This window comes from Pseudomonas sp. GW460-LB5, assembly GCF_059423245.1.
This window is the reverse complement of record NZ_JBWKXT010000007.1, coordinates 67253-91863: the sequence shown is the minus strand read 5'-3', so window position 1 is coordinate 91863 and position 24611 is coordinate 67253. Positions and strand designations below refer to the sequence as shown.

28 protein-coding genes are annotated in these 24611 nt (G+C 63.2%); 1 reads left to right on the top strand and 27 read right to left on the bottom strand.

The genetic code is table 11. The features are described 5' to 3' along the window. Positions 1 to 37 precede the first annotated feature (37 nt). The 27 genes from AC07XM_RS07045 to AC07XM_RS06915 all read right to left on the bottom strand — a co-directional run bounded on the left by AC07XM_RS07045 (position 38) and on the right by AC07XM_RS06915 (position 23491). Positions 38 to 685 (bottom strand): hypothetical protein, encoded by a 648-nt coding sequence (locus tag AC07XM_RS07045; RefSeq protein WP_023093455.1) that lies wholly within the window; start codon positions 683 to 685, stop codon positions 38 to 40. A gap of 73 nt (positions 686 to 758) precedes the next feature. Beyond that, positions 759 to 1019 carry a hypothetical protein gene (locus AC07XM_RS07040; protein ID WP_003050326.1) on the bottom strand — a complete coding sequence of 87 codons (261 nt, stop codon included), beginning with the start codon at positions 1017 to 1019 and terminating at the stop codon, positions 759 to 761. Between the two features lie 16 nt (positions 1020 to 1035). Continuing rightward, entirely contained in the window at positions 1036 to 1443 is a 408-nt protein-coding gene (locus AC07XM_RS07035; protein ID WP_023093456.1) for a hypothetical protein, read from the bottom strand. A gap of 101 nt (positions 1444 to 1544) precedes the next feature. Further along, positions 1545 to 1871, bottom strand: a complete 327-nt coding sequence (locus tag AC07XM_RS07030) for a hypothetical protein (RefSeq protein WP_023093457.1) — start codon at positions 1869 to 1871, stop codon at positions 1545 to 1547. Between the two features lie 94 nt (positions 1872 to 1965). Beyond that, the gene (locus AC07XM_RS07025) at positions 1966 to 2658 is read right to left on the bottom strand and encodes a DUF3275 family protein (RefSeq protein WP_023093458.1); all 693 of its coding nucleotides are present in this window, start codon (positions 2656 to 2658) and stop codon (positions 1966 to 1968) included. Positions 2659 to 2715: 57 nt separating this feature from the next. After that, a complete protein-coding gene (locus tag AC07XM_RS07020) occupies positions 2716 to 3633 on the bottom strand; it encodes a DUF3577 domain-containing protein (protein ID WP_023093459.1) in 918 nt (305 codons plus the stop codon). 366 nt (positions 3634 to 3999) lie between these two features. Further along, positions 4000 to 4353: a DUF3085 domain-containing protein gene (locus AC07XM_RS07015; RefSeq protein ID WP_023093460.1), complete on the bottom strand. Its 354-nt coding sequence runs from the start codon at positions 4351 to 4353 to the stop codon at positions 4000 to 4002. 123 nt (positions 4354 to 4476) lie between these two features. Continuing rightward, complete coding sequence (locus AC07XM_RS07010) at positions 4477 to 5289, bottom strand: hypothetical protein (protein ID WP_023093461.1); 813 nt, start codon at positions 5287 to 5289, stop codon at positions 4477 to 4479. 283 nt (positions 5290 to 5572) lie between these two features. Next, entirely contained in the window at positions 5573 to 5851 is a 279-nt protein-coding gene (locus AC07XM_RS07005; RefSeq protein WP_023093462.1) for a hypothetical protein, read from the bottom strand. Between the two features lie 96 nt (positions 5852 to 5947). Further along, positions 5948 to 6685, bottom strand: coding sequence for a DUF5983 family protein (locus AC07XM_RS07000; RefSeq protein ID WP_023093463.1), 738 nt, complete (start codon positions 6683 to 6685; stop codon positions 5948 to 5950). Positions 6686 to 6765: 80 nt separating this feature from the next. Continuing rightward, positions 6766 to 7452, bottom strand: a complete 687-nt coding sequence (locus tag AC07XM_RS06995) for a hypothetical protein (protein WP_023093464.1) — start codon at positions 7450 to 7452, stop codon at positions 6766 to 6768. Between the two features lie 174 nt (positions 7453 to 7626). Then, positions 7627 to 8019: a hypothetical protein gene (locus AC07XM_RS06990; RefSeq protein ID WP_023093465.1), complete on the bottom strand. Its 393-nt coding sequence runs from the start codon at positions 8017 to 8019 to the stop codon at positions 7627 to 7629. Between the two features lie 21 nt (positions 8020 to 8040). Then, positions 8041 to 8253, bottom strand: a complete 213-nt coding sequence (locus AC07XM_RS06985; RefSeq protein WP_023093466.1) for a hypothetical protein — start codon at positions 8251 to 8253, stop codon at positions 8041 to 8043. A gap of 329 nt (positions 8254 to 8582) precedes the next feature. After that, entirely contained in the window at positions 8583 to 9140 is a 558-nt protein-coding gene (locus AC07XM_RS06980; protein ID WP_034084950.1) for a hypothetical protein, read from the bottom strand. A 243-nt stretch (positions 9141 to 9383) separates the two neighbouring features. After that, complete coding sequence (locus AC07XM_RS06975; RefSeq protein WP_023093468.1) at positions 9384 to 10991, bottom strand: DNA cytosine methyltransferase; 1608 nt, start codon at positions 10989 to 10991, stop codon at positions 9384 to 9386. A gap of 517 nt (positions 10992 to 11508) precedes the next feature. Continuing rightward, positions 11509 to 13521, bottom strand: coding sequence for a DNA topoisomerase III (locus AC07XM_RS06970; protein WP_023093469.1), 2013 nt, complete (start codon positions 13519 to 13521; stop codon positions 11509 to 11511). A 279-nt stretch (positions 13522 to 13800) separates the two neighbouring features. Further along, the gene (locus AC07XM_RS06965) at positions 13801 to 14241 is read right to left on the bottom strand and encodes a single-stranded DNA-binding protein (RefSeq protein ID WP_031684101.1); all 441 of its coding nucleotides are present in this window, start codon (positions 14239 to 14241) and stop codon (positions 13801 to 13803) included. A gap of 71 nt (positions 14242 to 14312) precedes the next feature. Further along, positions 14313 to 14840 (bottom strand): DUF3158 family protein, encoded by a 528-nt coding sequence (locus AC07XM_RS06960; RefSeq protein WP_034084952.1) that lies wholly within the window; start codon positions 14838 to 14840, stop codon positions 14313 to 14315. Beyond that, positions 14837 to 15616 carry a PFL_4669 family integrating conjugative element protein gene (locus tag AC07XM_RS06955; RefSeq protein ID WP_023093472.1) on the bottom strand — a complete coding sequence of 260 codons (780 nt, stop codon included), beginning with the start codon at positions 15614 to 15616 and terminating at the stop codon, positions 14837 to 14839. Before AC07XM_RS06955 ends, AC07XM_RS06960 begins: the two co-directional genes overlap by 4 nt. Before the next feature lie 318 nt (positions 15617 to 15934). Then, on the bottom strand, positions 15935 to 17167 hold the full coding sequence (locus AC07XM_RS06950; RefSeq protein ID WP_023093473.1) for an STY4528 family pathogenicity island replication protein: 1233 nt from the start codon (positions 17165 to 17167) through the stop codon (positions 15935 to 15937). Between the two features lie 3 nt (positions 17168 to 17170). Further along, the gene (locus AC07XM_RS06945; protein ID WP_023093474.1) at positions 17171 to 17731 is read right to left on the bottom strand and encodes a DUF2857 domain-containing protein; all 561 of its coding nucleotides are present in this window, start codon (positions 17729 to 17731) and stop codon (positions 17171 to 17173) included. Between the two features lie 15 nt (positions 17732 to 17746). Then, positions 17747 to 19405: a ParB family protein gene (locus AC07XM_RS06940; protein WP_023093475.1), complete on the bottom strand. Its 1659-nt coding sequence runs from the start codon at positions 19403 to 19405 to the stop codon at positions 17747 to 17749. Next, positions 19398 to 19646 carry a hypothetical protein gene (locus AC07XM_RS06935; RefSeq protein ID WP_019726333.1) on the bottom strand — a complete coding sequence of 83 codons (249 nt, stop codon included), beginning with the start codon at positions 19644 to 19646 and terminating at the stop codon, positions 19398 to 19400. Before AC07XM_RS06935 ends, AC07XM_RS06940 begins: the two co-directional genes overlap by 8 nt. Continuing rightward, on the bottom strand, positions 19630 to 20505 hold the full coding sequence (locus AC07XM_RS06930; RefSeq protein ID WP_023093476.1) for a ParA family protein: 876 nt from the start codon (positions 20503 to 20505) through the stop codon (positions 19630 to 19632). The genes AC07XM_RS06935 and AC07XM_RS06930 overlap by 17 nt, the downstream gene beginning before the upstream one ends. 42 nt (positions 20506 to 20547) lie before the next feature. After that, on the bottom strand, positions 20548 to 20760 hold the full coding sequence (locus tag AC07XM_RS06925) for an AlpA family transcriptional regulator (protein ID WP_009459729.1): 213 nt from the start codon (positions 20758 to 20760) through the stop codon (positions 20548 to 20550). Between the two features lie 118 nt (positions 20761 to 20878). Beyond that, positions 20879 to 21631 carry a hypothetical protein gene (locus tag AC07XM_RS06920; protein WP_023093477.1) on the bottom strand — a complete coding sequence of 251 codons (753 nt, stop codon included), beginning with the start codon at positions 21629 to 21631 and terminating at the stop codon, positions 20879 to 20881. A 1080-nt stretch (positions 21632 to 22711) separates the two neighbouring features. After that, positions 22712 to 23491 carry an SDR family NAD(P)-dependent oxidoreductase gene (locus AC07XM_RS06915; protein ID WP_256596918.1) on the bottom strand — a complete coding sequence of 260 codons (780 nt, stop codon included), beginning with the start codon at positions 23489 to 23491 and terminating at the stop codon, positions 22712 to 22714. A gap of 280 nt (positions 23492 to 23771) precedes the next feature. Here AC07XM_RS06915 and AC07XM_RS06910 point away from each other — a divergent pair, with 280 nt between their 5' ends. Further along, positions 23772 to 24581, top strand: a complete 810-nt coding sequence (locus tag AC07XM_RS06910) for a sugar phosphate isomerase/epimerase family protein (RefSeq protein WP_095115666.1) — start codon at positions 23772 to 23774, stop codon at positions 24579 to 24581. Positions 24582 to 24611: the final 30 nt, after the last annotated feature.

Sequence of the window (24611 nt, the reverse complement as noted above, 5' to 3'; positions counted from 1 at the left end):
ACACGGAAGCACGCCAAGGCGTGCCTCCGTGGGTGGGTCAGGCCGCTACCACTTCCGGCGTCCAGATCTTGGCCGGGTATGGATAGGCGGTGAGCACGTCACTGCGGATCAGGGAACCCAGCGCCAAGGTCAGCGCCGGCACGTCGATGGCGAGCCGATGGCCTTCCAGCGGCCCGAGGGCGAACGGAAGGCGGGCCAGCATCTCGCGGCTTTGCAGCAGTTCCAGCACGGTCTCGCGCCAGTGGTCGAGCAGCGGCAACGGGCAGGTGTCCCGCACCAGCATCCACAGGCGGTCAAGCCGGTGGGCACTGTCGCGTGGCAGCAATGCCAATGCGCTGGCGTTGGCCTTGTCGGGCTTGACGCAGCGCCGGTCGAACAGCCACACGTTGGACAGCGAACCGAACAGCGTTCGCCGGTAAGCGCGGGTCATGCGCTTTTCCAGGCGATCGACGTTGCCGACGAACACCGGGACGCTGCCGCCCTGATCGGTGATGATGTGGAACTGGTCCAGTCCCTGCTCGTCGCGCCCGAGGGTCAGGCGAGCAAGGAACTGCTGGACGGCGGTGTCGCGCGCCCAGATGGACAGGAAGATCAGGTTGCCCTGGTCATCGCCGACACAGGCGTCGGCCATCACGTCCGGGCATTCGTCGATGCGGTACAGCGTGGAAGAAGTGTTTGCGGGCATGGTGGTGTCCTCGGATGAACGGGAACAGCACCGCCCCCTGGGGCAAGTACTGCCCCAGTGGGAAGAAAATCGCTCAGTCCGGCTCGAACTGCCGGGTGTGCGGGTTGAAGTGAAGCGCCTCGTCCACCGCCGTGATCGGCGTGAAGCCGTCCAGGTAGATGTTGTTGAGGTACTGGTCGCGGTAGGTCAGTGCCTGCCGTGCCTGTTCCTCGGTGAGGCCGTTGCTGATGAAGTACTCCAGCATCTCCTCGTCGGAGGACACTTCGTCGTTGGACAAACTTCCTTCAACGAGTGCCAGCAGCGAGGGTGAGAGCGCAGCCAGGATCGGGTCCATGTTGGTTCCTCCTGGCTCAGGCCATCAGCGTCGCGGCGGGAGCCGTGACAGCCGTGGGTGTGCGTCGCCGTGCGTGGTAGGCGCGAACGCCTGCACGCCAGTCGGCGGACTGCTCCGGTGCGAGGTCCAGATAGGACAGCGGGCACGAGTAGTAGTACGGGTGCATGGACTCTTCCAGCGGCTTGTAGCCCCACTGGTTGCCGCTGCGTTCCAGCAGATCGCAGCGGATGTAGCGCAGGGACTGGCCCGGCGCGAGATCACGATGCACACCCTCGACCTTGGCGGTCATTTCGACCACGGACCACAGCACGTTGCCGCGCAGTGCGTGAGCGATGACCTTCGCGCTGACGCGCTCGGTCTGCTGCGGTGCGATCAATTCCGCGATCAGCTCAGACCGCGATTGGGGAGAGAAATACCAGCCCATGAGAGGCCTCCTGGAAAAAGTAGAGTCGGAGGCCTCCCGCAGGGGGAGAACCCCGACGGGTGGTGAAAAGCCGATCAAGCGGCGATGACGTGTGCCGGACCTCAGTAGTCCGAATCGCAACCGGCCGGGCAATAACCCAGTTCGATTCCGTGCGAGCAATAGCCGTGTTCAGCGTTCCAGTCCTGGGCTTCCTGCCTTTCGGCCGGTGTCGCGTAGTCCCATTCCTGTGCGATCTGCAGCGCTTGTGCGCGTTGGTCTTCGGGCAATCGAGCAACTTGCTCGTCGATCGCGGAACTGAAGCGTTCGACGTAGTAGTCGTGAGACAGTCCGCACCCCTTGGTGGCTTGTGCGGCTTCCGTCTCGCAGAGAGCCCGCCAAGCGGGTTCATCCAGAGCGGAGCGAGGGGAATCGCAAGCGATGGTGGACATGATGGAGACCTCCAAAAAGGAGCCGAGGCCTCCCCCGCATGGGGAAGGAACCCCGGCGGGTGGATGAAGGACACCGCGGATGCGGCGCCCATGGTTACGCAGGTTGCAGTTCGGCCCGGCGGCTCCACTCCTGCGTCTTGAAGTCCAGCGCGTAGCCCAGTTCGTCCAGGCGGGCGATCTGCGCGCGCAGGGCGCGGCGGTCGATGGTCGAATCCAGCTTCACGGACTCGCCCAGCGGCCACAACAGGCCGAACAGTGCGGCGTCGCCATCCTCGGTGCTGCCGGGGGCAGCAGCCGTAGCAGGCGGCGGCGCGTCCACGCCGAAGGGCGTCGTATCGATCAGCGGGTCCGCGGAGGCCTGCACGGGTGCAGATTTGGCGGACCTGGATGCCTTGGAGGCCTTGACCGGCGTTGCCGCAGGCGGCGGCCCTTGCTCTTCATCGAGCGGATCGACTTCCTGTGGGGCGAAGCTATGTGCTTCGGCCTTGCTCAGCTTGTCGATGCCGAAAAGTGTCATGCCGTCCAGGTTGGCGCGCATCTCGAAACGCATGCTGCCGTCGCTGATCGGATAGCCTTTGAGGAAGATGTAGCGGAGGACGAATTCCCCTTGGTACTTGCCCTCGGGGTACTGCTCCAGTTCGGCATCTTTTATCGTGAACTTGCCGAGTTGGCATTCGAGCTTGCCAACGTTGAACTTTCCGTTGCGGCCGTGAATGGTGCGCAGCGCGAGCTGGCCCGGGACGATAATGGGCGTGGCCGATTTCTCGGGTGCCGATGTGACTGCCATGATGCTTCTCCTTGAGAAATAGGAAAAAGGCAAGGCCCCGTGAGGGGCCATGCCGGATCAGAACGAAGCAGCCAATGCCGGCTCCTGCTCCTCGACTTCACCTGCGGGCTCGCGCTCGGCGGACTCGGCAGGCTGCTCGGCAGCGGTGTCGGCAGCGTCCTCGGCTTCGGGCGCGGATGCGTCCTGGGCCTGCGGTGCCTCGGCTTGCGCCTGGCTCGTGGGATAGACCTGGGTGCCATCGATCTTGATCAGACCGATGTGGACCAGCGTCGATTCCAGACTCGCGGCCGGTTCCCCGGCGTGCTCGCCCTTGGTGCGGATGTACGGATCGATCTTCATGTCGTTCAGACGGAAGGCGACCAGCACTTTGCGATCCGCTTCGATGGCCTGCACGCACCGGCGAACCAGGTGCTCGGCTTCAGGGGTGGCGACGATCGTGTCGAAATACCGATACTCCGGTTCATCGACAGGGCCGGTCAGCGCTGCGATGCAGCACGACAGGAAGGGATCACCGTCTTTGGGAGTGACGTCCTTCGGGCGGCTGAGGTAGCCGATGCCGCGGGTGATCAGCTCGTGCTGCTTGATCGAGGCCAGTTCGGCCCGGTCAATCAGTTCGGTCTTGAGCAGCCGGGCCTTGAGAGACCCGCCTACTTCGCCCTTGCGTTCACCCTTGTCGCGGATGAAGGGATCGGCGCGCAGATCGCCAGTACGGAAGCGCACCAGTGGGCGCTGCTTGGGATCGTCAACGCCGATGTAGCGCTGGACGAGCTTCTTGGCCTCGGCACCCGAGACTTTGACGTCGAAGTAGCGGTAGCTGGGGTCCCTGGCAGGGCCGACCAGCGCGGCGATGGTGCATGCCAGGAAAGGCTGCGCTCGGCGGCCGCCCCTGACGGGCACTTCACGGACACGCTGGATGTAGCCGATGCCCGAAGTGTGGAGGTCGAAATACGATTTCTCGTTTGAAGTGGTGTTCATGGTGAATCTCCATAGGGATGAAGCGGAGACACACCAGCCCACGCATGCGGGGAGAGGTGCGTAACCCCGCGGTGGGTTGATAAGGCGAAAGCATCCGCCACCAGAGACTGGTGGCCGCTCGCGAATGGATGCGGTGCGAGCTGGCTCGGTCACGCAGTCGAAACTGCGCCGCAACCTCGAAGACCGATGGTTGCCTGGCATGTCGCTGACGACGTCAGCAGGCATGGGGGCAGCATCGCCGGGCCTCGCGCGTGCGACAGCAATCAATCGGCATCCGGGCGCTTCCCATTTTTTCCAGGCTGCCCAGTTCCGCCCAAAAAGAAGCCCCCAAAATGGGGGCTTCAAAGGGTATGCGGACATTTTTGACTACGCCGATTCCACCGCCGCCAGTGACAGATGCGTAGCGGTGGCGGACAGCTCCAGATCATCTGAGCTTTGCAGAATGCGAGTGAAAACGCTGTCTTTCGGGTCGAAGAACTCGCCGAAGTCGTCGCCTCCAAGTTCGGCGCGTGCCAGTTCCCACCAGTCATCGAACGGGTCGATATCCGGGTTGCAGCCGACGGCATAGGCCAGCAGCTTCACGCGGCCATCGGGGCGGCGCTCTCCGCGCTCGGCGAGGAAGTACACGCCCTGGTCCTTGGCCAGGGCGACGCGGCATTGGTTGGCGATGGCCTCGGCAAGCACGGGGCGCAGGTCGGAGCCTCTGAATCGCAGTGACATGGTTGAAATCTCCTGTATGGATTAAGAAAAAGCCCTCCACCCAAACGGATGGAAGGCTTGTGGGGCAGTCGCCGGTAGGCTATGGACTGGTCAGTCGTGCCGCTGGGCTTCCTGTCTGGCATGTCAGGCTGGAACCGCCTGACGTCGCCGAGGAGCTTTGGCGTCGATCACGCTGACGTCGATCAGGCGCCAGCGCCCGTCGTCGATGAGCCGCTCCAGCACGTCACCGAGCATGTCGAAATACACCTCGTCGTGCCGATCGATCAATTCACCGTCGCGATGCAGCTCCACCACGTAGGTGTCGCCGCCACGGTCGTAGAGGATCGTCACCTGACCCTCGAACTTGGTGGTTGAAACCGTGAAGCTGATCGCCGGCGGGGTCTCGATGATCTTGGAGGGCTTGGGATCGACCCAGACGAAGTCGCGGGCACCTGCATCGACCAGCATGTGGGTGATGCACCGGAACCCGTCGGGCGCGGGCATCTCCTCCAACTGCTCGATGAGTTGGCCCAGTTCCATGCACTGCGGCTCGGGAATGGGCAGCTTGGCGGGCGCTTTGCCGAGGATATGCCTCGTGATGGTGTAAGGCGTGCCATCCGAAGTCTTCTCGGTAACGACTTCCGGGGTGTCCGCGCGCAGGCCGTCGAAACGTCGCCGGGCGTAGGGTTGGACATGAACCTTGGCGCCCTCGCTCGGGACGGTGGTCACCAGGTTGGGGTCGAGCACCGCGAACTCGCTGGGCTTGAGCTTGACGACGATGGCATCGTCATTCGCCGCGACCACCTTGCCGTCGAAGGGTTGGGGATCGATGGCGAAGCCCAGCGTCGAGGATTGCGGCTGATCATCGAACACGCGGTACTTGAACGACCGCACGTTGCGGGGCACATGGCCTGCGACAAGCGAAGGCATCAGGGTCTTGATGAGAGAGCGATCCATGGGAATCTCCTTGAGAAAGAACAAGGGATTCCCCGCCCACAAGGGAGAGGTCCCTTGTGGGTGGATGGACGCGGTACGTCCGTAGGAAGAATCGACCAGCACGGTGTCCCGCACTTGCAGCCTTGAAGGCCTCGGCTGCCAGGGCATGTGTCGGCAACGCCGACGAACATGGAGCAAGGATGGCTCTGAAATGGGCGGCCTGCCCGCAAGAAATCGCACAGCGTCGCACCCGCTTTCCAGCGCTTCGGACAAGAAAAAGCCCCTCGAAAGGGGCTTGGTTGGGTCAGGCTTCGTACACGAAGTAGTGTTCTCGCTGACGTGGGAAGAAGACATGTTTCCATGTATCGCCGCTGGTGTTGCCACCGTCGAAGACGACCATTTCGTAGTCGTCAATGTCGGTGTCCACCAGTTCGACGCTGGCGACATGGCGCATGTGCAGCGTGCCGCTCATGCGCTCGAATACCAGGATCTGGCCGATGGCGTCGTCCTGGCCCATGGCATTGACGCAGGAACCGAGCTGGTACTCGAAGTCGGACGTGCTAGGGATGAGGTTGGGGAACATGAGGTTGCTCCTATGAAAATGAACCAGCCCGGCTCCGGGAGGGAGACGGGCTGGTATGGGGAGAACAAAGAGGAAGGATGTTGTGTCGCGTGGCTGCTAGGACTCGGCCAACGGCAGGCCCAACAGCACGGGTGCGTCGGCGTCGAGAATCAGGATGCGCACATCGGCCTGGCCGGCCAGTTCAATGACGTTCGCCAGGTCATCCGGCATGCCCTTGCTTCGGTGCTCCTGGCGAAGCTGCTCCGCACTGATCCCCTCGACGCGCTCCAGGTTCTTGTCCGTCCAGGGGGTGGAGATCAGCTTGATGCCGATCGCCGGGCTGTAAGGAACCCGGAACGCGATGAACAGGAATGCCTCCGGCGTGGCGAGGTCTGCCAGGTTGGCGAGGTATTGGCCGGTTTCCTCGCTTATGTGTGCACTGCTGATTTCCCAGCACCGGCTGTAGTAGCCGGTCTCGAAACTCAGGCGCTGCACGACTTCCCGTGCCGCTTCAGCCGAATAGGTATCGCCGACGTGGATGGGGCGGCCGTCGAAGTCGTCGCCATGGATGGCATAGACCACGGCGCCGATTACGCCTTCACCGCTGACACCTTCTCCGGCATCGCATTCGGCCAGTACCTCGGCATTCACGGGTTGGGGACCATTTTTGACCACGGCGAAATCGCTGGTGATGATGCACGAGGATGAAATCAGTTCCTCGTCGGAAAAGTGCTTTTGGCTCGCGTGGACGATTCGCCAAACATGCGGGCTTCCGTCCTCGTAGCTGATGCACAGCGTGCGGACGATTTTCAGATTCCAGTAGCCGCGGAGAAATGGATTGGGTTTCAGGGACATGGCAACTCTCCAGATTTGAATAATGGAGCCAATCCCCGCCACCGGGAATTGGACCCGGTGGGTTGAAAGTGGAAAATGCGTCAGTCGGCGCTGATCGTTGGCGTCTGGGCCAGCCGTTCGGCGATGCGATGGCGCACATTCAGGCGGAAATGCTCGTCGGTGATGCCGGCAAGCAGGTTGGCGGCCTCCAGCGCGATCAACGCCGAGGCCTCTTCGATGTCGGTGGCCACGATGGTCTTGCGCAGTTGGTCGCCGAGTTGGAGTGCCTGCGAGGACGTTCTGAAGACCTGGGCCTCGCGGCTCAGGTAGCAGCCGTTGCCGCCGAACTCGAACAGCCTCGGTTTGCTGCAATGCCAGCAACCCTCGAACTGGATGGCGGTCAGGTGATGACCGTCATCGAGGCAGGAGGCGATCAGAAACAAGGCTTCCAGGTCGGCGCTGTCCTCGAACTGGTGGTGCTCGATGAGGTTCTCCAGCTCCCAGTCCTGGTCAGCACCGAAGTGCGCGGCCAGCCGTTCAAGCAGAGGTGGAATCGACAGTTCTTCGTCGTCGGGCATGGGGATGCCGAGTTGTGTGGCCAGGTCTTCCAGGCCATCCAGCACATCCGTCCAGCGCGGGTCATTGGTCTCGGCGATCTGGGCGATGTAAGCCTGCCCATTGCCGGGATGGTTTTCATCCAGCGCAAAGGCGCCGAACAGCGCCTTGATGACGGGAGTAACGCGGTCGAGCACGAGAACGCCCGTGCCTTCGTAGTAGTTGTTTGCCATGGTGGCTCCTTTCGGGGAAGTGAGCGGAGCCAGCCCATGCGGACGATGGCATCCGCGGGAATAGCCCAAGGCCGTTGGCGCCGGGCGATGGGTAAGAAAAATTGAGGGACATGGCCTCATGGGCGCATGTCCCTCACGTGGGATCGAGAGGACAGTGGCGTGCCGGAGACCGGCTCACCAGCCGCTGTAGTTCACCAGCAGGTCGGCGATGACCTTGCGGCGTTCCAGGTCGAGACCGTCGAAGTCCGACAGCCCGTCGAAGTGGCAGCGCTTGAGCATGGCACCGCCCTCGCGCGCGTTGTAGAAGCTGACCATGGCGGACAGGAACATGCGTTCGCCGCTGCTCAGGACGCCGAGGGCATCGTTGAGCCGCAGCATGTCGGGACGCAAATCCCACTTGGTGTTGGCCTGGTTCAGGCCTTCGCGGGTGCCGTCGCCGAACCATTGCGGGCCGGCGATCTCGACACCACGCTTCCAGGCCTCGAAGAAGGCTTGGGGCGCGGCAGCGAAATGCTGCTCTTCCCGCATGATCTGATCGACGACTTCCTGTGGCAGAAGCTGGTTCATGACGTGATTCCTCCAGTTGGATCAGGGCGTGGCGAGCTGGGTCCAGCCGCCTCTTTCGAGCGCACGTTGAGCCGCGGCGTAGCTGCGGAAGTACTCGCGGGATTCCCGCGAAACGGGACCTTCGGTATCGCGCGTGCCGATGTAGTGACCGGCGGCGCTTTGCAGGACTTCGAGCGGCAGGAACTTGCCGCAGTAGGTCGAGGCCAGTTGGCCGAAAGAGGCTTGCTGGGACATGGACGGACTCCTTTGAAAAGCGGGGCCTTGTCCCTCACGGGATGGCAGCTCCCGCACGCGGTTGATAAAAGGCATCGACGTCACGAGGACGCGCGTCCGCAGACTTGATGCGATGCGGACTGGTGGGCAACGCGGGAGGGACCCGCGGCAGCCTGGAACCCTGGCTGCTGGCATGTGCTGACGAATCAGCGAACATGCGGGCAGCTTCGTGCGAGGGCCGCTCGGCGTCAGTGGGAAAACGGCATCCGACCCAGCCCCGATTGATGGGCGCAGAAAAGAAAAGCCCCGCATCGAGTGCGGGGCTGTCAGGAGGGTGCGGTGGCGCTGGGTCAATCGGGCTTGTCGCCCAGGACATGCTGCTTCCACAGGTCGAATGCCTGCTCGGGCGGAAGCTCGGCGAGGATGACGATGGGCTGGGCCTGCCGGGCGCGCAGCGAAGCGAAGTACGCCTTGCGGTCGGCGATGGCCTTGAGCTTGATGCCCTTGATGAACAGCAGTTTGCCGTCCTTGATGAACAGCACCTTGTTGCCGATGTCGCGGTTGAAAGCGGCTCGCACCTTGCGTTCCGCGTGCATGGCATCGGCCAGCTCATCGACCAGGAAGTCGAGCGTCATGTCGATGTAATGGGGGTCTTCACCCTCCTGGCCGAGATCGAGCGGCGCAGGCGGCAGTTCCTTGGCGAAGGCTTCGGCCTGAGCCAGCAGCGTCGTCTTGTTATTGAGCGCGCGGAGGAATGTCGAGCCGCCATGCCCGTCGTTGCGGGCCTCGGCGATGGGAGTGCCGTCGAACACGACGGTCGCGGTGAAGCACAGCGTTTCCTCGCTGGCGAAGTCGGCGACCTTGAGGTTCTTCAGCATGATGCGGTCTTGCTTGGTGATGGTGTCCATGGAAAGTCCTGAAATCGACCGGGTGGCGACATGCCCCTGACGGGACGTGGCGACCATCCCGTGGGTTAGAGAAAGGAGGCATCGATGCCCCGGTGGGCAGCGTTCGCCGGTGAGATGCCGAAGCGAACTGGCGGGTGGCGTGGGCGGAACCCACGGCAGCCTTGACACCCTGGCTGCGGGCTGCTGCCGATACATCGGCAATGCAGGGACGAGAATGGCGCGGCGCGCAGGCTGCGTCGTCGATCAATCCGAAGCGGTCGAGCCCGTCTTGTGCAGGCACTGCACCAGCCGGTTGCCCAGCCAAGCCATGCATGGGACGGCCATGGAGTTGCCGATCGCCTTGTAGCGCGGAGCGTCAGCGGCAGGCTTCCCGCGATACGGGATCAGCGTGTAGTCGTCGGGCATGCCCTGCAGCCGCTCGCACTCCATCGGCATCAGCCGCCGCACCCGCCATTGCGACCAGTCGCCGGGGCCGGGGTCGTTCCAGTCGTAGCGGAAATGGGCCTCGAAGTCGGGGGCCAGCACATGGGGCTTGTCAGCACCGCCGCCGCTGGTACGCAGCGCGGCCGCTACGCTGCCGCCCAGCTCGGCGGCAAGACCCTGCGGCCGTCCCCGGAGGGCAACGCAGGTCACCATGGGCACGCCGTAGCCCGGCTTGCCGTTGGACAGGACGGTGCAAGCTACCTGTCCATGGCCTGACTCGAAGCGCACTTCGCCGCGGTTGTTCTGCGCGAAGGCGATGGCGGGTACGACGCCGGCGTTTGCATGACTGTTGCGATGCCCGCCGGCACGCAGCGTTGGCGTCAGGTCGATCGTGGCATCCGCGCCGCTGCCCTGGGCGGTGAAGGCGATGATCGGCACGCCCTTGCCGGTGCCGTCCTCGCTGCTGCCCTTGCCGTTGTTGGCGGTGTCGAGGGTATGGGCGATGCTGCCGGCGACGGACTGCACCATGAACGTCTCGGTGCGGATGTCGTGCTTGGGACCCGCGGCCATCAGGCATGCCGCAACATCGACGGGGCCGGTGCCGCCGCTGAATCCGAACATCGTGGTGACCTTGCCGTAGGGCTGCGTCAGCCCGGCGAATCCTGCGTATCCGCCTGCTGCTGCAGCACCCGGTTCAGTAGCGCGGGCAGCTTCTTGCCACGGCGCGCGGCCCGCAGAAGAATCCCCGAGCAGGCCTGCGCGCTCAAAAAGTACTTCGGTGGGATCGAGACCATCTCCACCACTTGCCACAAGAAACACGCGCTTGCGGCGTTGGGCGACACCGAAATATTGAGCGTCGAGCACGCGCCAGGCGATGCGGCGGCGGGGTCCAGACACACAACCAGCGTGCGCCCATTTTTCCCCTGGCGGCTGGAGCGCACGGCCTTCGCCGGCCAGTGCGCCCAGGAAATGTCCGAAGGCATTGCTGCGGTCGTTGAGGACGCCGGGGACGTTTTCCCAGACGAGCGTTGCCGGCGGGCGGCGGTCTTGGTGGCGGGTTTGGTCGATGGCATTTGCAAGCTCCACATAGGCAAGGGTCAAGGCGCCGCGCGGGTCATCCAGTCCCTGGCGGGCGCCGGCAACGCTGAACGACTGGCATGGCGTGCCGCCGACCAGGATGTCGGGCGCCGGCACGGTGCCGGCGCGCACCTGACGGGCGATCGCGGTCATGTCGCCCAGGTTGGGCACGTGGGGGTAACGGTGAGCGAGCACGGCGCTCGGGAACGGGTCGATCTCGGCGAACCACGCGGCTTCAAGGCCGAGGGGTTGCCAGGCGAGGCTCGCGGCCTCGATGCCGCTGCACACGCTGCCATACAGCAGTGGCGCGGCCTGGGGCGCACCGCGAAGGGTGCAAGGTTGCGGGTTCATGTCGGGTCTCCTGTTCGTGTGGCCCGGGGCGGGCCGGGACGTTGATAGGCAGGAGAAAGGCGCCGAAGGCCTTGCGGCCTTCGGCTCGGGAGGAAAGAACCACCCGTGGGCTGGTGCAGGCCCGGTCGTCGCTAGAACCGTCTGCTCATCAGCAATCACACCCGGCGCATGTCGTGGTTCGCGCCGGCATCGTCTGGCGCACATCCGCGCACAAAGGGAGCCCGTTTTTGCGCCGGCGGGCACCGGCACCGAATACCGCTGACCACGAAGGGTCTCCGGGTGGCTCGCGCAGCCTGGCAAGCCATCGGGGGACCCTTCGCAGAGGCGGGAGAAATGCAGATCAGCAGAACGCGGGAGGCGGTTCGCGGAGAAGCTACCTTCAGGTCCCGCGGCCGGGGATGACCAAGCGGGACGCGCACACGGACAAGAAGGCGTTGCGCGCTGGGCGTCCCGCAGGGCATGCGGGACACAGGCCGCGCCGCCGATGGCGGGCACGGCTCACGGGGAACGGGGTCGGTCAGGAGCCTTTGCGGCCGCCACTGCGCGGACGCGAGGCACTACGCTTGGACGTGCCGGATTCGACCGGCAGAGTGCCTTTGCAGTCGGGGTAGCGGCTGCACGACCAGAACGGGCCGCTCTTGCCGGTGCGCTGGCGCGTGGGCGCGCCGCACTGCGGGCAAGCCGGCCCTTGGGGAACCTTGATGGACAGGGACGTGTTGCCGTACTGCGCGATCAACTGTGAGATCCATGCAGCCTGCTTGCTGATGAATACGTCCAGCGTGAGCTGCCCAGCTTCGATCATGTCCAGCGCCTGTTCCCAGACGGCGGTTGTCCCTGGGTCGGCAATCGCTGTGGGTACCGCGTCGATCAGGGTGAAGGCCGCATCCGAGGCACGGATGGCGCGGCCCTTCTTCACGAGGTAGCCCCGCGTCAGCAGGCCACTGATGATGTTGGCCCGCGTCGCTTCGGTTCCGATGCCGACCGTATCCTTGAGCTTCTGTTTCAGGCGCGGGTCCGAGACCAGTTTGGCGACGCCCTTCATGGACTTGACCAACTCGCCTTGCGTATAAGACCGAGGGGGCAGCGTCTTGAGCGCCTTCAGATCGACGTCGGCCACCTGACATGCCAGCCCCTCGCGCAGCGCGGGCAGTACCTGGCTGCGCGCCGCAGGGGCGCCATCCTCCTCAATTTGCGGTTCGGCCAGCACCAGGCGCCAACCCTTGACGACGACCTGCTTGCCGGTGGCCGCCAGCGTCTGCTGGCCGCAGGAGAGGTTCGCCACGGTGCGGTCGAACTCGTGGTGAGGAAGGAATTGCGCCAGGTAGTGCGCCCGGATCAGCCGATACACTGCCAGTTCCTTCTCACTCATGGTCGAGAGGTTCGCCGGTTCGAGCGTCGGGATGATGCCGTGGTGCGCGGATACCTTTGCGTCGTTCCAGGCGCGTGAGCGTTGAGTGCGGTCGAGCTGGTCCATGATCGGTCGCAGCGACGGATCGGTCTTGACCAGGCTGTCGAGAACCGTTGGCACCTCGGCGAACATGCTTTCGGGCAGGTATCCCGAATCGGAGCGCGGGTACGTCGTGGCCTTGTGCGTCTCGTACAGGGCCTGAGCAATGTCCAAGGTCTCCTGCACATCCAGCCCAAGCTGCTTGGAACACACCTCCTGCAAGGTCCCCAGGTCGAACGGCAGCGGCGGGCCTTCCCGCACGCGCTCAGTTTCGACCGACACCACCTGGGCGCTGTCCGCGACGCGGATCTGCTGCGCGGCGTGCTGCGCGATGGGCTGCTGCAGGCAGCGGCCGGCGTCGTCGGTGCATGCTTTCGGGGGAACCCATTGCGTGGTGAAAGTCTGGCCACCAGCGGACAGGGACACGTCGATGGCCCAGTACGGCACGGACACGAAGGCGGCGATCTCGCGGTCGCGGTCCACGACCAGTTTGAGCGTGGGGGTCTGGACGCGGCCGACCGACAGCACGCCGTCATAGCCGGCCTGTCGTCCCAGCACCGTGAACAAGCGGCTGAGGTTCATGCCGACGAGCCAGTCCGCCCGAGAGCGCGCCAGTGCCGAGTAGTACATCGGCAGGGTCTCGGCCGACGGCCGGAGCTTGCCGAGCGCGGCGCGGATGGACGCATCGTTGAGCGCCGACAGCCACAGCCGCTCGATGGGACCGCGGTAGCCGCACAGATCGATGATCTCGCGGGCGATCAACTCGCCTTCGCGGTCGGCATCAGTGGCGATGACAAGCTGGGTCGCCTTCGCCAGAAGCGCCTTGACGACCTTGAACTGCGTGGCGGTTTTCGGTTTGACCTCGACCCGCCAGTGCTGAGGAATGATGGGCAACTGCTCCAGCGACCAGCGCTTGAGCGCCGTGTCATAGACCTCGGGGGCTGCCGCTTCGACGAGATGGCCGATGCACCAGGTGACGGTGACGCCGGAACCGTTGAGGCAGCCTTCACCGCGCTGCGTGGCACCGAGAATCCGGCCAATGTCTTTGCCCTGGGAGGGCTTCTCGCACAAGAACAGCCGCATGTCCGTCCATCCCGATTCCCGTTGTTCATGGAGTTGCTGGAATCGAGGATGCCGAGCGCCGCCTGGGGCAGCAGCAAACAAGCCGCATGCGGCGGCGACCGCTTTCACGGGATGGAATCGCTTGTACGGGAGGCGCGCGTGGCCGCAGGTGTGCGGATCGGGAGCCGCGATTTGCGGGAGCGCGTGGAATTCAGTGGACGCTGGTGGAGCTATCCCCTGGGGATAGCTCCACCAGCGCATGGAGGGCGGCGAAGACGTGCCACCGCCCTCCAAGCTGGTTCACTTCCTGCGTTTGGATTCTTTCGGCGCAGCCGGTTCCTGCGCGGCCTGGGGCTTGGGCTCTGCCTCCTGCAGCTTTGGGCTGAGGGTCACGGATTCGATGCGGAACGGCAGGATGCCGACGCTGCGCGCATTGATCTGCCAGGTCTCGCGCGGCTGATCCTCGTTGTCCGTCCAGGGTTCGCGCTCCATGCGGCCGACGACCAGCACGCGCATGCCTTTCTGGTACAGGTCCTTCCAGTGCTCGGCGTCGCGGTGCCAGATTTCCACCGGCGCCCAGAAGCCGCCCCGATCCTCAAAGGTGCCATCCTTCTTGGGTACGGGGTTATCGAAATAGACGTTCAGGCGCAGCAGGCGGCTGGGTTCGTCGTTGCCGTTGGGGAATTCGCGGTACTCCGGTGGCGAGCCGATGTTGCCTTCGCCGGAAAAATGCGTGCTCATGGTGTGATCTCCGTGGTGGTTGAATACCCGTGCCTCGTCGGCGTCGGGAGCGTGCTGGATGCCCGGCGCAATCATCGATCGCGCATTGCGGCGGGAATGGGCGTGAGTCGGCGCAGGTAGGCGTCGTCCGCCTGGGCCGCCTTGCTGGCGCATTCCTGCGCCTGCCTGCCCAAGGTGTGCAGCAGGCTGATCTGCATGTTCAACGTGATGCGCTGCAGCTCGATCGCGTGCAGGTCGGCCAGCAGGTTGACGGGCGTGCTGGTGCTGGCGATCAGCTCCCGCCACAGCGCCACGCCCATGGCCGACCTGTCGTGCCTGCGCCAGCGCAAGAAGACGGTTCCTGCGCCGGTGGTCTGTTGGGCCAGTTCGATGGACAGCAGGTGGAAGGGGTGCCCGCATGCCTGCTCCAGCACCTGTCGCTGTGCCAGGGCAATCAACTCGTCGCGCATGGCGAAGCACTGGCTGGCCCAGGCCTCGAAGTCCCCTTTACCCTTAAAAGGCTTTAAAAGGCCTTTTAGAGAGGCTGCGTGTTCCAGCCGCATGAAGGCACCCTGTTGCAGGCCTCGGAAGTAGCGGGTCGGTTGGTTCGGATCGCTCATGCCGGCTCGTCCTCGTCGGCTGCGGTTTCGGGCGGCTCTGCGGTGGTGGCTTCATCTCCGGGCGGAGGTGCTTCGGCAGGACCGTCGCTGCGCTGCTGCAGGCCACGGCGCACGATGGGCGGCGCAAACTTCGAGCGGCGAGTGCCTTCCAGCACGTCCTGCGGCAGTTCGCCGTACTTCTCCAGCGCGGCCCGCGCTGCGGCATTCTTCGACGCGAAATCATCGCGTGTGCAGCCCGAATAGCGGTACTGCTGGGCCAGCGAGAACAGGCTGCGCAGTGAATGTGCGCCCTCGTTGAGCCAGCGTTCCAAGGTGCTGCGGTCAATGAGCGCGGTGTGATGGGCGAGGATCAGCTTGCGGGCGATGTCGTCGTAGTCGGCCAGAAGATAGACCGCGGCAAAGCCGAGCTGCGCGTTGACGAAGAGCGGCAGCTTGACCGGCTGCACGTTGAGGTTTTCGCCCAGGCTAAGCGCTGGCGGCACGCTCGCCAGCGCCTGGTCCACCTGCTCGCGCAGCGATTGCAGCGTGGCCTTGGTGTGGTCGAGCTTTTCCTCGATGCGCAGCATCCAGAAGTCGCTGTACGGGTCGTCCTGCTCCGAGCCCCGCCGCATCTTGTTCATCTGAGCGATGTAGCCGTTCAGGCCGACGATGCCCGGTCGCCCCTCGGTGGCGGCGCGGCCGTGCCAGATGCGGGAAGCGTGGTGGGTGTGCAGGGTCAGCGACATCGCACTGCGCAGGGAGCCGAGATTCAGTTGCAGAGGTTCATTGGTTGCCATGGTGTCCGCTCGTTGTTGGAAAAGGAGCGGCCAGCTTCGGCAGGAAGCGGAAGGCAGTCAGTCAAGAATCCGAATCCCGGCCGGCCCCGGTTTAGGGCGTGGCGGTTGCATGCGGCATGAGCTATCCCCTGGGGATAGCTCCATGGAGCGCCAACGAACGCTGCACGCCGGGATCAGGGGGGACAACACCGATGCTGCGGCAGAGGGTCGATCCCAGGCCTGCGACAGCCTGGTGTTGTGCCCAGCAGCGGAACTATCCCCAGGGGATAGCTCTACTGGCGGCCATGGACATCTACTTTCACCACCTTGCATGCCGACTCAATTGCTGGCGAGCAGATTGCGTAGCCGCTCGATGTGCTGCTTGGCGACTTCCGGTGGCACTGGCTTACCCTGCGGCTGAGGTGGCGGTGCTGGTGGTGGCCGCTCGTTTGGCGGGACGGATGCCGATGGCGCGTCTTTCTTGGCCCAGGCATTGAACTCGCCATGGATGGCGCGCTGGATGATGCCGAACAGATACCCCGCAGGATTGCGGATGCCATGATTGCTGCATCGTGTGGCCCATTCGTCCAGCACGGCCTGTCTCAGCGCGGCATCGACCTGCTGCAATGCCACCCTGGCACCTGTCTGCTGCTCTGCCTTCAGTTCCGTGAAGCGCTTGGGCCATTGCAAATCGCCCAGCGCGCGCGCCTGCGCGGTAGTACGTACTTCATTAATACGACTACTACGTACTGTACGGGCCTGCTTCGGATTCCGAAGAGAGGCGTCTGGCGCGGGTTTCGCCCCTGCTTCGGATTCCGAAGATGGGTCATCCGCATTCCGAAGAAGGCTCGATGCTCCTTCTTCGGATTCGTGGGCGGCATCCTCCTGTGGATAACTCTCGGCGGCCGTGATGCCTTGGCTGGCGAGGCGTTCTGCCAGGACTTGCAGCCGCGACGGCAGTGTGCGCCCAGAGAGCAGCGGATCTTCCGCGATCTCCTTGAGGGTGTTCAGGCCGACCATCTGGACGGCCTTGGCCGAATGGCCAAGGGACTGGCTGACCAGTGCCAGGTAGTCGGCGTCGAGCTGCATGGCCTCGAAGGGCGTCAGTGGTTCGTCGTGCAGAACATAGAGGTTGCCGAGGATGCGGCCGGTCTTGGGGTCACGCCGTCGCCGCACCAGGCTCAACCATCTGGTGAGGCGCAACAGTGTCAACGCTCGGGCCACGGTTTCATGCGAGGCCTGCCCGGCGCAGGGCATCGACGCCAGCCAGGGGCGAAGCTGCTCATAAGTCGGGAAGGCGGTCACGCCATCGTCGTTGAGCATCAGCCGGAACACCTGCCAGGCGTTGCGCTCCAGCGGCGTCAGGCGACGGTCGAGGAACAGCCGCCGCGGCACGGTCTCATGCCGGTTGCCGCTGAAGAGGAAGGCATCGCCGGACGTGGCGGGCGTCGGCGCAGGCATGGGTGCTGGCGCACTGGGGCTGGGCTTGGGCACGAGGTCTTTCAAGGCGGCGTCGAACAGGTCCGCGAGTGCGACGGGGCCACGGCGTGGTGTGGTGTTGTCCACGGCCATGGCTCAACCCAATCCCTGATCGACCCAGCTCTTGATCGAGGCCCAGACCACCGACAGAGGCAGCGACATGCCTTCGGCCAAGTCCATGGTGGCGTCGAGGATGGAGGTTTCGTCTTCGAGATCGACATTTCTGCTGCCGGTCACGGCCTTCCATTGCCGCCACAGCTCCGTGTCCTGTTTCTCATCCAGCACGGGGTGGCGGCCCTTGCGCTTCGGCAGGCCGAGGATTTCGCGGCGAAGCGCCACCTCCTGATGGGTCAGGCCATAGAACCGACTGACCATCTCGGTGCTCGCGCCCAGCCTGAGCATGCGATCGACCGTGGCGATTTCCTTCTCCACGTCCTGCGCCTGCTTGAGCAGTCGCCGGAGCACTTCGCGGTTGACCGTCACCGAGCACCAGGAGACGTTAGCGTTGGCGAGCACGCTGATCAGCGCGGGATGCTTGAGGGCGTCCAGTTCTTCCTCGCCAAACCCCATCAGTTTGCACCGGCGCAGTTGCCCATTACGCAAGTCATAGAGGGCCTGGGCGATGACGGCCTGGTTGAGTGGGTGTGGTGCGGACATGCTGGCCTCCCTCGCTCAAATTCCAACGCCTGCAGCGCCGGCTTCAAGGTCGAGCAGGTGCCGGGCCAACCGCAGCAGCCGGAACAGCTTGACCAGCGAGGTATCGCTCAATCGCTGGGCCGCATCACCCTGGCCGTGCAGCAGCGCCGGCAGTTCGATGACGATTTGCCCGTCGTGCAGGCCGACGTCGGCGGGCCGCTGACCGGCCAGGCACGCTAACAGCGCGAGGACGGCACGGCCCAGCGGCGCCGAGCTTTGGGTGCGGGCCCGGCAGACGAAACCGATACCCTCTGCACGGTCATCAATGCACTCGTCCAGGTCTGCCTCGCCCGCGATTTCGCGGGCGAACTGTGCGATGTGGATGCGCAGGCGCTCGGCTGTGTCCAGGCCGGGATCGATGTACCAGACATCGGAGATCGGATAGAGCCCGCCAGCCTGCACAGGGATGGACTGCAAGACGCTCACCGAGAAGTCTGGCGGCAGCGCATCACCCAACTGGTCGGCGACCATACGCTGAATGGACTGGAGCCGTTCGGTCGTCGGTGCCGGCGAGACGATGTGCTCCCGAAGCAGATCGCCACCCACCGCAGGGTTGGCCGGACTTGCCTGACTGGCATCCGTGTCGCTCTCGCGCGTCGAGGGCGTTGCCGCAGGTCGGCCTGCAGGCGGCGCTGCGGATGCAGCCCCTGCGATGGGTGGCGCAGTGTTGGCAGGTGGGCGCGCGATGGTTCCCGGCTCCGGCAACGCAGGCGGCGTCGAGGGCGGCGTTGGGTCGCTGACCAAGGCGCGCTGCCGGCTCTCGGATTCGGTCATGTCCAGGGCGAGCACGTCGTAATCGACACCAAGCATCTCGGCCATCTGGCCGATCAGCTCGTCCTGTACACGCTGCGCGGAGAACTCGTCGGCCTGGACGTCGAATTGCGACAGCACGTCCTGGAAAAATTCGTCGAAGTCCTGAACCAGTGGGTGGCCCTTGGCGTAGCGCTCCCACGCGAGCATGCAGGCTTTGCGCATGACCGACAGGCGTTCGACCTGATGGCGACCGAGACCGCCATAGAGCACGGTCGGGATCGCGGGCAGGAGATACTGCACCGCGTCGTTCATGCGGCTGATGTGCGACTGTTGTACCGGGAAGCCATCGGCGGCGAGGCGGCGGGCCAGCTCGGACTGGCTCAAGGCAGTGCCGCTTTCTTGCTCGTAGAACTCGCGCGCCTTCTCGACGCCGAGGGCGCGCTCGATGAACGTGAGGCCCCCGCGCAATTCGTTCTCGGCCAGGTGGCCGGTCAGCATGACGACTTCGCCGCGGCTGGGCCACGGCCGGAACAGGCACGATACACGGAAAAACCGCTCGTCCTTGGTCTCTGACCATAGTTCGCGCAGGATCGCCAGCCGCGTATTTCCGCCGTTGCGAATGATGTAGTGGTCCTCACCTGGTCGGCGAGTGATGGCCGGCGCCGCGTCCAGACCGCGCTCGCGGATGGACGCCTTGATTTCCTCGTAGGCCGGGTTGCGTTTTTTCCTGGGATCGTGGTCGTAGGGGCGCAACTGATCTAGGGTCACGACCATGGGTGTGTCGGCGATCGGGTCGCTCAAGGTCGAGGCTGACGGGCCGCTACGCTCGAACCCGGCCGCGAGCAGCTTGCCGGCCATCTGCTGGGAGGTGATCTCAGCCATGGCCGCCTCCCTGCGCTTGGTATCGGGCCTCGCGCTCGGCGCGGCGGATTTGCGCACGGGCATTCAGGGTCGCCCGGTGGTCGCTGGCCGTCGAGCTGGTGTAGATCGCGGCGCAGCCAGGCTTGGTGAACTTGAGGTGGCCGCCAGGCGTGCGTTTGACGTGCCAACCTTCGCCAACCGCGAACTCGATCAGGGCGCGAAGCCGCTTGTGGCCACGGGCAAGCTCATGTGCGTTCGCCATGGGACCTCCCGGCATCAAGAGGGTGTGGCGGACGGCCGGACACCATGGCAAATCGGTGCCGCCATTGCGGAAATAGTTCGTCTGCGAGGCCGCGCATGGTGTCGAGCGCGGCGGGGGCGACTCTGCCCGGCGGCTGGCGGTATTCGACCCGATGCACTGGCAATCCGCGCGTAGCTGCACGCGGATACGCCTCGATGGCCGGCACGTCGGTAGCCAGCACGCGGATGCCGGCGTGGTCCTGGAAAAGATCGCGCAGGGCCTGCTGGATCAGCCGTGCATTGGCTGACACAGGGTGGACACGATTGATGAGCAGATGCAGAGGTGGAGGCTCGATGCCCAGGTGCCGGTAGGGCGCAATGTCTTCGAGCAACTGCATGGTGCCGCGCCGCAGCTCGCGCGCCGCGAGAATTTCCGGGGTCACGGGCGACAGCGCGAGGTTGGAGGCGAGCACCGCCATCTCCAGCAGCACCGAGCGCGCACCTTGGGTGTCGATCAGCACCAGGTCATAGAGAGGCGCCAGGACCGGCAAGAGATGGCGCAACCGTAGGCGCCCATCCGGCGCGTGCAGCAGCAAAGTGTTCAGCTCGCCTCGGTGGTCGTTGGAGAGCACCAAGTCCAGGCCCTCGATGATCGTGCGGGACACAAGCAGCCCGAGGTCGCGCTCGTTGAAGGCCAGCAACTCGTAGATGCCACCAGGTGCGCGGTGGCCTAGCTCGTAGTACGAGGACAAGGTGGGCTGCACGTCGAGGTCGAGCAGCAGTACACGCAGCCCCGCGTCCGCGGCAAGCCCGCCGAGGTTCGCGGCCGTGGTGGTCTTGCCGACGCCACCTTTGGTTGAAATGATGGATACGACCTGCATGGCGTTCTCCGTGTGAGGATGGGAAGTCCGCTGGAGAACGGGTCAGGCCCGGTTGTTGACGCGCTCGGCGATCCACTGATCGATCTCGATGGAGTCCCAACCGACCGCGCGCACGCCCAGGCGCAGCGCCTTCGGGAACAGGCCTTTGCGCATCAGGTTGTAGATGTGGGCGCGTTTGAAACCCGACTTGGTTTCGACTTCATCAAGCCGCAGGATGCGGCGCTCGCTTGCGGGCAGTGCAGGTGTTTGCGACATGGCGGTCACTCCTGAACGCTCAGTGGCGTTTGTTGGCGTGACCTCCATTCAATAGACATGGATGGGAAAAGACATTGCAAATGCAATCTCCGCGATTGCACATACAAGATGGAAAACCTCAGACTGTTGCGCTACGCAGCCGGCGTCTGGCCGTGGCGAACTTGCCGTTTAGCGTCCGCTCCGCGATCCCCATTGCGCCGCTGTGATGGGCGACCAATGCACTGACCACCGCCTCCTGCGTCTTGAAGCTGGAGTACGGCACGCCCGAAGGCGACTGGCCGAGCATCAGGTCCAGCATGCTGCCGATAATGTTCAGGTAGGTGGCTTCGGCGCGATCACTGATCAGGCACTGTGCGCCAGTAGAGGGCGCCATCTGCTTGAGAAGCGCCCCGTGCTTTTCCTGCAACTCATGCAGTTGGCGTTTGTACTGGTCCAAGGTGGACTTCAGGGCCAGGCGCTCGACTAGCATCGCCTGCCCAGTTTCCACCGAGATGAAGGGATGGGCGATGCGCTCGCTCCGGGAGAAGAGGAAGCACGGTCGTTGCTCGGGATAGTGCTGGCGCATCCAGCTCTTCAGATCGACGTGGCGCACCGTCAGATCAGGGGAGTCGATCAGCGCGGAATCGCGCGTCGTGATGCCGTTCCGTCCGAAGGGCAGTTCTCCATTGAGGATGCCGTCGAAGATGCGTTCGGTGCAAAGCCGCAGCTCGTCACAACGTGGACAGTCCAACGACTGCGGCAGGCGCCTTGGCGACGAAATCGAAGCCAGGATCACCTGCTCGTATCGCAGCAGCCCGGCCCAGCGGATGGACGCTTCGATCGGGCGATAGAACACCTTTGATGTTGGTGCATCATTCTTGTTCTCGTGCATGCTCCGTCTCCTTCCAGGAGAAGAACTACATGACCGACTCCTTTGTCGCCGACCTCATGGTCGGCCTGTCGCTTGTGTAGGAAGTGGGTCCCGAAGGCCGCTTCGTCATGTGGTTTGAATACTTCTCACCAGTTCGCGCAACTGGTAGTCGTCGTGTGTTCGATGTGCAAAAATCATCGATTAGAAGGTCGAGCATCGGGACGTAGGCTCGACAGCGACGCTCACGCTATCAGGGTCGTGAGAAGTTACGGTTTCTGCAAAACCGTCTAGGTATGACCTGATATGCCAGCGGTCTTAGGAAGCGCGAGGGGGCCGCAATCGTCGCCCAATGTCCAGCCGGACGCAGCAAACCCGCACCTGTCATGCTTGCCCCGTCATCCTGATATATCGATAAAGAATCGTGTGTGGGAACGCGGTGGCCAGCGTGAGCGTTCTTCCAAAGGAGCTTGGACAGAAGGTCGCCTGTGAGTTGTGGTGCTGGCGCTTCCAGGTGGCATCCGACTTGTGCCATCACCAGAACCATCTACCTGGGTTGTCTTCGCGATGATGGATGCGGGCAGACAACCGGGCGTGGGTGATGAGTTCGAGGCAGTCGCCTACGACGATGTACCGATCGTGGGTGTGGTGTGCTGAGTGCAGCTCTATGGACGTCCGTGGAACTCTTTGGACGAATTTGTTGCCGAGGACGAAAAACAAGGCTACAATTGAGGTCTTCGCTGGCCAGCCCAACGAAGAAAGTGTTTGGGAAACAACGACTTACTGTCCTAGTACACGTCTCGTTTCCCGCTCCAAATAAAGATATACAGGTTTAATCAGAATCGGTATATCGTCGAAAAGGCCCTTAGGGGCCTTTTTTCGTTTCTGCAGTCTTCACCGAAAATCAGCGTTATCCCGGCATTTCAAAGGCAGCAACTAGTCCAGAATTGAAATCGCCCAACTCGTTTCTGCGGGGAGAGCTGCTCATGAATCCTCACATTCGCTAAAAGCCGCGCCCCCGCATTCGTAAAATGCCCTTTGAGCCCGCCAGGCTGTGAGTCTGGCCTGAATCCATTCAACATGGAGCTCAATCTGCTGCCGTGGCTAGGATTTCGAGCTCGGTCGCCCCGGGATATGGCTAAGTATCGACTTGGAAAAGCCGCCATCGACACAAATATCCTGCCCGGTAACAAAGCCGGCTAGCGGGCTAACGAGAAACTCGATCACGTTCGCGATATCCATTGGCTCACCAATTCTCCCCAGCGGAATAATCCCTTCCCGTGCTCTCTTGATCTGTGGGTCTGCGTACATTTTTTCAGACATGGGTGTATGCGTCATACCTGGCGACACGACATTCACTCGGATGCCATCAGGTGCCCACTCCAGCGCCAGCGTTTGCGCCAACATGGTTAATGCTGCCTTGGTGGGGCTGTAGGCGCCAGAGCCGGCGTGTGGAAGCTGGCCAGACATCGACGAGGTGAAGCACGCTGAGCCTCGGCTCTCGCGAAGGTGCGGGTGGGCCGCTTTGGCTAGCAGCCAGGCGCCGCGAAGATTCACGGCGAACATGTCGTCCCAATCCTTGATGGACAAGCTACAGATCGCGCCCGGGCTGGCGATGCCAGCATTCGCAACAAGCGCGTCAAGCCCCCCAAATTCGGCTACTGCAGCTGCCACAAGTTGGTCAGGTACTGCAGGGTCGCCGAGATCACCAGACAGCGAGATCGCGATGCCACCCATCGACTCTATGGTTCGAACGACGTCGTCCTGCGTCGCGTTTGACGTCTGCCCGCACACGGCAATTTTCGGCTGCGAGCCCCGGGCAAGTGCAGCCTCCGCGATCCTCAGGCATGTAGAAGCACCGATGCCGCTGCTACCGCCACTCACCAAAGCTCTCATTCAATTGCCCTCACACGTAGATTTTGTTTTAGGTGGAAGGCTCAAACTACAAAACTGGAAGGTACTTTGCAATCAAATTGACAATGGAATCCAGTTCCGTTATCGTTTTTTTCGTCATCAGGATGTCCTTGACAGCGCAGTGGCTGTCGCTCTCCAGGTGCATCCATCATCGCGTCTTCCTGCAGGCGATAGTGGTCACCCTACAAAATTCATAATATGAATGGCCCGTTTCACTTCGGTGAGTCCTCAACTGAAAGGATGTTTCGATATGATCATCAGCACGTTTTCTTATCTGTGGTCATCCACGGCAATCGATGCAATTGCGCAGTTGTCAGAGCATGGACACCGCGTGTTCGAGGTGCCCGTAAGCTCGCCCCATTGCTGGCCGGTGGAAATGTCTATCGCAGAGCGTTCTGCTGCAAGCGTGCGTCTGCGTCAGTACGACGCAAAGATCAGGTCGCTCAATGCCGGCGGCTATGACGTCAACCTGGCCAGTCCCGCCGCCAATATGCGTCAGAAGAGCATCGATCACATCAAGGCAGTGATTGACCTGGCAGTCGCTTGGGATACCCAAGAGGTGGTGATATCCCCGGGTACCCGGCGCCCGATGATTTCTCCACCGCTTGAAAAGACTTATGACTGGATGTACGAGAGCCTGGCGGTTTTAACGCCGCTTGCGAAACAGGCGGGTGTTCGCTTGCTGCTGGAAAATACCCCGTATTGCTTCACGCCTACGATGGGGGAGCTGGCAGAGGTTGTTGCCACTATCAATGATGATGTCGTCAGGGTCGTATATGACATCGCCAACGCTGCTTACATAGGTGAGGATCCGGTAGCCAGTCTGCTGACCTATCGCAGCGCTATCGACTTTGTGCATGTGTCCGACACCGGCATGGATGTTTGGGGCCATGATCCAGTGGGCACTGGAGTCGTGGATTTCGTCGGACTGGGTGAGGCCGTTCAGGCGACCTGCGGTATTGAAAACTGCGTGCTCGAAATCATCCGCGAAGAAAACGCCTTGTACGAGCTGAACAAAGGTGTGCAGGATCTGCGGGAGAAGGGTTGGAACATTCCGTAATTGCGTTTCAATCGCTCGTCATCACAGTAG